Raw genomic sequence first — 6,364 nt, forward strand, 5'->3', positions numbered from 1 at the left:
CCGCACCGCCCGCCACCGAGCACGCCGCCGGGCACACCACCGACGCCGCCGCCCGCGCCGCCGACGCGGAGTCGGTCCGCGCCCGCTACGCGGCGCTGCGCGACTCCGCCCCGCAGATCTGACAAGGAGACCCATGAGCGACTACACGCCCGTTCCGGAGGACCGGTTCTCGTTCGGCATCTGGACGGTCGGCTGGCAGGGCGTCGACGTGTTCGGCCCCGGCACCCGCGCGCCGATGCCCGCCGACCGCGCCGTCCGCAAGCTCGCGGAGATCGGCGCGTACGGCGTCAACTTCCACGACAACGACGTGTTCGACTTCGACGCCTCGCCCGCCGAACGCCAGGGGAGGATCGACGCGTTCAGGAAGGCGCTCGACGAGACGGGCCTGGTCGTCACCACCGCGACGACCAACCTGTTCTCCCACCCGGTCTTCAAGGACGGCGCGTTCACCGCCAACGACCGCGACGTCCGCCGGTTCGCGCTGCGCAAGGTCATGGACAACCTCGACCTCGCCGCCGAACTGGGCGCCCGGACCTACGTGTGCTGGGGCGGCCGGGAGGGCGCCGAGTCGGGCGCCGCCAAGGACGTCCGCGCCGCGCTGGACCGCTACAAGGAGGCGTTCGACGTCCTCGGCGCCTACGTCGCCGACCGGGGCTACGACCTGCGCTTCGCCATCGAGCCGAAGCCGAACGAGCCGCGCGGGGACATCCTGCTCCCCACCATCGGCCACGCCCTCGCCTTCATCCAGACCCTCGACCGGCCCGAGAACGTCGGCCTCAACCCCGAGGTCGGCCATGAGGAGATGGCCGGCCTCAACTACGCGCACGGCCTCGCCCAGGCGCTGTGGCAGGGCAAGCTGTTCCACATCGACCTGAACGGCCAGCACGGCCCTCGCTACGACCAGGACCTGCGGTTCGGGGCGGGCAACGCGCGCGGCGCCTTCTGGGTCGTCGACCTCATCGAGAACAGCGACTACGCCGGTCCGGTCCACTTCGACTTCAAGCCGCCGCGCACCGAGGACGACGAGGGCGTCTGGGAGTCGGCGCGGGCCTGCATGCGCAACTGGCTGATCCTGCGGGAGAAGGTCCGCGCCTTCCGCGCCGACCCGGAGGTGCAGGACGCCCTGCGCCGCGCGAAGCTGGACGAGCTGGCCGTCCCGACCCTCGCCGACGGCGAGGACTGGCGCTCCGTCCGGGACGCGTCCCCCGACATCGAGGCCCTCGCCGCCCGCGGAGCCGCCTTCGAACGCCTCGACCAACTGGCTCTGGAACACCTCTACGGCGTGAGGTGAACCCATGCTCTCCTCGCTGGGCGGCCCCTGGCGGGCCGGGCCGCCCAGCGAGGAGATGCTGCCGAACACTTTTGTGATCTCATCTGTGACAGGCGCGGTGGCGGCTGATGGCCGCGCACGCGCCGGTGTAGCGGCCCGCACCGCGTAAGGACGCACACGTCCGCGCCCTGCTGATAACGGAATCACCCTTAATGGGACACGTGGGGGAGTCGTTCATCGCGGCGAGGTGATGCGCCTTGGACGGCCCCGCCCATCGTGCCGCGCCCCCCGAACCACCGAGCGGCCGGGCCATGCGGCCAGCGCCGCCGCACTGCAGCCGCGAAAACTCTTCGCCGGGATCGGTGCGACGCTGACAATGTGTCGCGCCACCGACCCGCTCTTGCCGCCCCGTTTTCCGGACATCTTCCAGGAAATTCACGATGGCGTCCCCGCAGCCGTCCAAATGAGGTGGCGTGCCGTCTTCGCGCGCCAGAGAAAAAGGCGCCCAAGGGGCCGTCTATTCGCTTTTCCTGAGTCAACTTCTTGGGGCTTGAAAACCGGGCTGCCGGGTTTCTGAGGCTGGCGGCGGGCTCTGGCCTGCGGGCCGGCCGCCGACCGGGGGCGGCGAAGGGGCCGCCCGGGGCGTTGTCCCAGAAGCTGATCTTGTTGTCTTCGGTCGCGGTGTCGGCTCCTGCGGATACGGGCTCGAGAAGCCGATAGTAAGCGCTTCGTTGCCAAATAGACAACAACCTCGCCGAAGTGCAGGAGAAGTGCGAGAGAAATCGCCGCGAGGTGTTGTGCATATGACATCGCTGTTGTAGCTTCACCGATCACCGCAGCTCACCGACCCACGGGGACCTATCGATGGAACTTGACCTCACCGGAGAACGCACCGAACGCGCCCGCCGCGTCGCCGAGGCCGGCGGAGTGGACCAGGCCCTCGACAGCGGGGCGCTCCCGGCGCGGGCGAGCCTCACACTGTCCGAGGCGCTGGTGCTCGGCCTGCTCCGGCAGCACGTCCGCAAGTTCGTGGTCGTCTTCGGGCACGGGTCCACCGAGCTGGCCGAAGTGCTCCGCATCTACGAGGAGGCGGGGGTGGTCAGGACCTACGCGGTGCGCCACGAGACCGAGGCGTCGCACGCCGCCGCGGCGCTGCGGTGGGTCACGGGCGAGAAGGCGGCGGTGGTCACCTCGATCGGCCCCGGCGCGCTGCAGGCGATGGCCGGGTCGCTGGTCGCCAGCAGCGACGGCCTCGGCGTCTGGCACCTCTACGGCGACGAGACCACCGAGGACGAGGGCCCCAACATGCAGCAGATCCCGAGGCCGGAACAGGGACTGTTCCTGCGCCTCACCTCCGCCATGGGCCCCGCGTACTCGCTCCACACCCCGCGCGCGCTGCCGACCGCGCTGCGCCGCGGCCTGAACACCGTCGACCACCCCTACCGGCCGGGCCCGTTCTACCTGCTGCTCCCGCTCAACACGCAGCCGCAGGTCATCACCGACTTCAACCTCCGGGAACTGCCGACCGGAGTGCCCCCGCGCCTGGGCGCGGCGGCGGCCGACTACCGGGCGGCGGCGCGGCGGCTCCTCGACGCCGGACGGGTCGTGGTGAAGGTCGGCGGCGGCGCCCGGGGCTGCCGGCGTGAGCTGGAGGAGCTCGCCGACCTCGTCGACGCCGTCTTCGTGATGTCGCCCGTCAGCCTCGGGGTCGTCCCGGCCAGCCACCCGCGCCAGATGATGGTCGGCGGCACCAAGGGGTCGCTCAGCGGCAACTTCGCCATGGAGAACGCCGACCTGCTGCTCGCCGTCGGGACGCGCTCGGTGTGCCAGGCCGACTCGTCCCGCACCGGGTACCCGCGCGTCCGCCACGTGGTGAACATCAACGCCGACCTCGACTCCGCGACCCACTACAACGAGACGACGGCCCTGGTCGGCGACGCCCGGGAGACCCTGGCGGCGCTGGTCGAGGCCGTCCGGGCGGAGCTGGCCGGGGCCGGCGGGGGAGCCGAGGCGTCCACCTGGCTGGACGAGTGCCAGGACGCCCGGCGCGCGTGGGAGCGGGTCAAGCAGGACAGGCTCGACCGGCCGACGCTCCACGACCCGGTCTGGGAGCGGGAGGTGCTGACGCAGCCCGCCGCCGTCCAGACCATCGCCGAGTGGGCGGAGAGCGCCGACGCGGTCACGTTCTTCGACGCCGGGGACGTCCAGGCGGTCGGCTTCCAGATGTCGGCGGAGGAGGAGCCCGGACGGTCGTTCACCGAGGCGGGGGCCAGCTACATGGGCTTCGCGACCAGCGCCGTCCTCGCGACGGCGATCGGCGACGAGCCCTGGTACGGCGTCGCGGTGACCGGGGACGGCTCGTTCACCATGAACCCGCAGGTGCTGATCGACGGGGTCGCGCACGGTGCCAACGGCTGCGTCGTCGTCCTCGACAACCGCCGCATGGCGGCCATCTCCAGCCTCCAGATCGACCAGTACGGCATCGACCACGCCACCTCCGACGGCGTCGCGGTGGACTACGTCGCCTGGGCCGGTTCGGTGGAGGGCGTCACGGCGCTGCACGGCGGCTACACCCGCGAGTCCCTGCGCGCGGCGCTGGACGAGGCGCGGGCGCGGGAGGGGCTGTCGCTGATCCACGTCCCCGTCTACTTCGGCGACGACCCGGCGGGCGGGCTTCCCGCCTACGGACGCTGGAACGTCGGCAACTCGGTGGCGGACACCCAGCGGCTTCGACACGAGATTGGACTCTGAGTTGACCGGCACCAAGGACCGCGCCCCCCTGGACCGCACCCCGCTGGACGGCACCGCGCTGGACGGCACGCCCCTGGACGGCGCCGCGCTGGACGGCACCGGCCTCCGCGACGTCCTGCCTCCCGCCCGCCTGTTCATCGACGGAACCTGGCGGGAGTCGGGAGACGGCCGGACCCGGGCGGTGGAGAACCCCGCGACCGAGACCGAGCTCACCGCCGTGCCGGTCGCGACCGCCGCGGACCTCGACGACGCCCTCGCCGCCGCGGCGGCCGGGTTCCGGCGGTGGCGGACGACGTCCGCCTGGGACCGCTCGGACCTGCTCCGCCGCTTCGCCCGGACGATCCGCGCCGAGGCCGACCGCTTCGCCCTGGTGATGACCCTCGAGCAGGGCAAGCCGCTGGCGCAGGCGCGCGGCGAGGTGCTGGCCTCGGCCGACCAGTTCGACTGGTACGCCGACGAGGCCCGCCGCGTCTACGGCCGCAGCGTCGACGGACACGACACCTCCACCCGCATCCTGGTCCGGCGCGAGCCGGTCGGGCCGGTGGCCGCGTTCGCCGCCTGGAACTTCCCGTCGCTGCTGACCGCGCGCAAGATCGCCCCGGCGCTGGCGGCCGGCTGCTCGATCATCGTGATGGCGCCGATCGAGGCGCCGCTGAGCACCCTGCTGTTCGCCGAGGTCGCGGAGCGGACCGGGCTCCCGGCGGGCGTGCTGAACGTCGTCACCGGCGAACCGGCGGAGGTGTCCCGGCACCTCGTCGCGTCCGACGTGATCCGCAAGGTGAGCCTCACCGGGTCGGTGCCGGTCGGTGTCCACCTGTCCACGCTGGCCGCGCAGGGGCTGAAGGAGACCGCCATGGAACTGGGCGGGCACGCGCCCGTCCTGGTGTTCCCGGACACCGACGTCCGCCGCGCGGCGGAGGTCTGCGCGCGGGGCAAGTTCCGCAACGGCGGCCAGGTGTGCATCGCCGCCAGCCGATTCCTGGTCCACGAGTCGGTCGCGGACGAGTTCACCGAGGCGTTCGTCGCGGAGACCCGCAGGCTCCGCCTCGGCGACGGGCGGGACCCGGACACCGACGTCGGGCCGCTGACCACCGCCGCCCGCCGCACCGCGGTCGGCGAACTCGTGGACGACGCCGTCGCCAAGGGCGCGCGGATCGAGCACGGCGGCGGCGCGCCCGAGGACTTCCAGGTCGGCTACTACTTCACCCCCACCGTTCTGACCGGCGTCAGCGCCGACATGCGGGTGATGCGGGAGGAGCCCTTCGGCCCGGTCGCCCCCATCGCCGCCTTCGCGACCTTCGACGAGGCGATCGCCGTCGCCAACGCGACCCCGTACGGCCTCGGCGGCTTCGTCTTCACCGGTGACCTGACCACCGCCTTCCGCGCGTCCGAGGAGCTGGAGGTCGGGATGGTCGGCGTCAACCACCTCACCATCGCCACGGCGGAGGCGCCGTTCGGCGGGGTCAAGCAGTCCGGCCACGGCCGCGAGGGCGGCACCGAGGGAATCGACGACTACACCGTGACCAAGTACGTCAGCATGCGCCTCGGAGACCTCGCATGACCGGCCCGACCAGCGCGAACGGGACGACCGGCGCGCACGGGACGACGGGCGCGACCGAGACGAGCGGTGCGGACGGCGCGCGCGTCCAGGGCGTCGACCGCGGCCTCACCTCCTACGGCGACCCGGGGTTCAGCAGGTTCCTGCGGCGCGCGTTCCTCGCCTCGGCCGGGTTCGACGCCGACGACCTGGACCGTCCCGTCGTCGGCATCGCCGACACCGGCAGCGACTACACCACCTGCCACCGCGAGATGCCGGGGCTGGTGGAGTCCGTCAAGCGGGGCGTCCTGGAGGCGGGCGGGCTGCCGCTGGTGTTCCCGACGATGTCGCTGCCCGAGATCCTGCTGTCGCCGACCTCCATGATGTTCCGCAACCTCCTCGCCATGGAGACCGAGGAACTCGTCAAGGCCCAGCCGATGGACGCCGTGGTGCTGCTCGGCGGGTGCGACAAGACCGTCCCGGCGCAGCTGATGGCGGCGGTGTCCGCGGACGTGCCGGCGGTCGAGGTGGTCGCGGGACCGATGCTGACCGGTTCGTGGCGGGGACAGCGCCTCGGCGCGTGCACCGACTGCCGCGGCATGTGGGCGCGGCACCGGGCGGGCGAGCTGGACGAGGCCGAGATCGCCGACGTGCGGTCGGCGCTGGCCACCACCGGCGGCACCTGCATGGTCATGGGCACCGCGTCCACGATGGCCTGCGTCGCCGAGGCCCTCGGGCTCAGCCCGGCGGGCACGGCCACCGCGCCCGCCGCCAGCGGGGACCGGCTCCGGGCCGGGACGACGGCC

General features: G+C 72.7%; 4 protein-coding genes. All 4 read left to right on the forward strand.

Annotation, left to right across the window (positions count from 1 at the left end; all coding sequences use genetic code 11):
* Positions 1–133: 133 nt before the first annotated feature.
* Complete coding sequence (xylA, locus tag DZF91_RS29940) at positions 134–1,291, forward strand: xylose isomerase (RefSeq protein ID WP_117360450.1); 1,158 nt, start codon at positions 134–136, stop codon at positions 1,289–1,291.
* Between the two features lie 843 nt (positions 1,292–2,134).
* Positions 2,135–4,021 (forward strand): thiamine pyrophosphate-dependent enzyme, encoded by a 1,887-nt coding sequence (locus tag DZF91_RS29945; protein WP_117360451.1) that lies wholly within the window; start codon positions 2,135–2,137, stop codon positions 4,019–4,021.
* A 1-nt stretch (position 4,022) separates the two neighbouring features.
* Positions 4,023–5,582, forward strand: coding sequence for an NAD-dependent succinate-semialdehyde dehydrogenase (locus DZF91_RS29950; protein WP_199486983.1), 1,560 nt, complete (start codon positions 4,023–4,025; stop codon positions 5,580–5,582).
* On the forward strand, positions 5,579–6,364 hold a 786-nt coding region (locus DZF91_RS29955), incomplete at its 3' end, for a dihydroxy-acid dehydratase domain-containing protein (protein ID WP_199486984.1). The genes DZF91_RS29950 and DZF91_RS29955, both read left to right, overlap by 4 nt.

Origin of the sequence: Actinomadura logoneensis, from assembly GCF_003428695.1 — a bacterium.
GTDB lineage: Bacteria > Actinomycetota > Actinomycetes > Streptosporangiales > Streptosporangiaceae > Spirillospora > Spirillospora logoneensis.

What these genes read in the sequence shown, in the direction of transcription:
- xylA (WP_117360450.1), top strand. Translation starts at nt 134, where the DNA reads ATGAGCGACTACACGCCCGTTCCGGAGGACCGGTTCTCGTTCGGCATC.
- DZF91_RS29945 (WP_117360451.1), top strand. Translation starts at nt 2,135, where the DNA reads ATGGAACTTGACCTCACCGGAGAACGCACCGAACGCGCCCGCCGCGTC.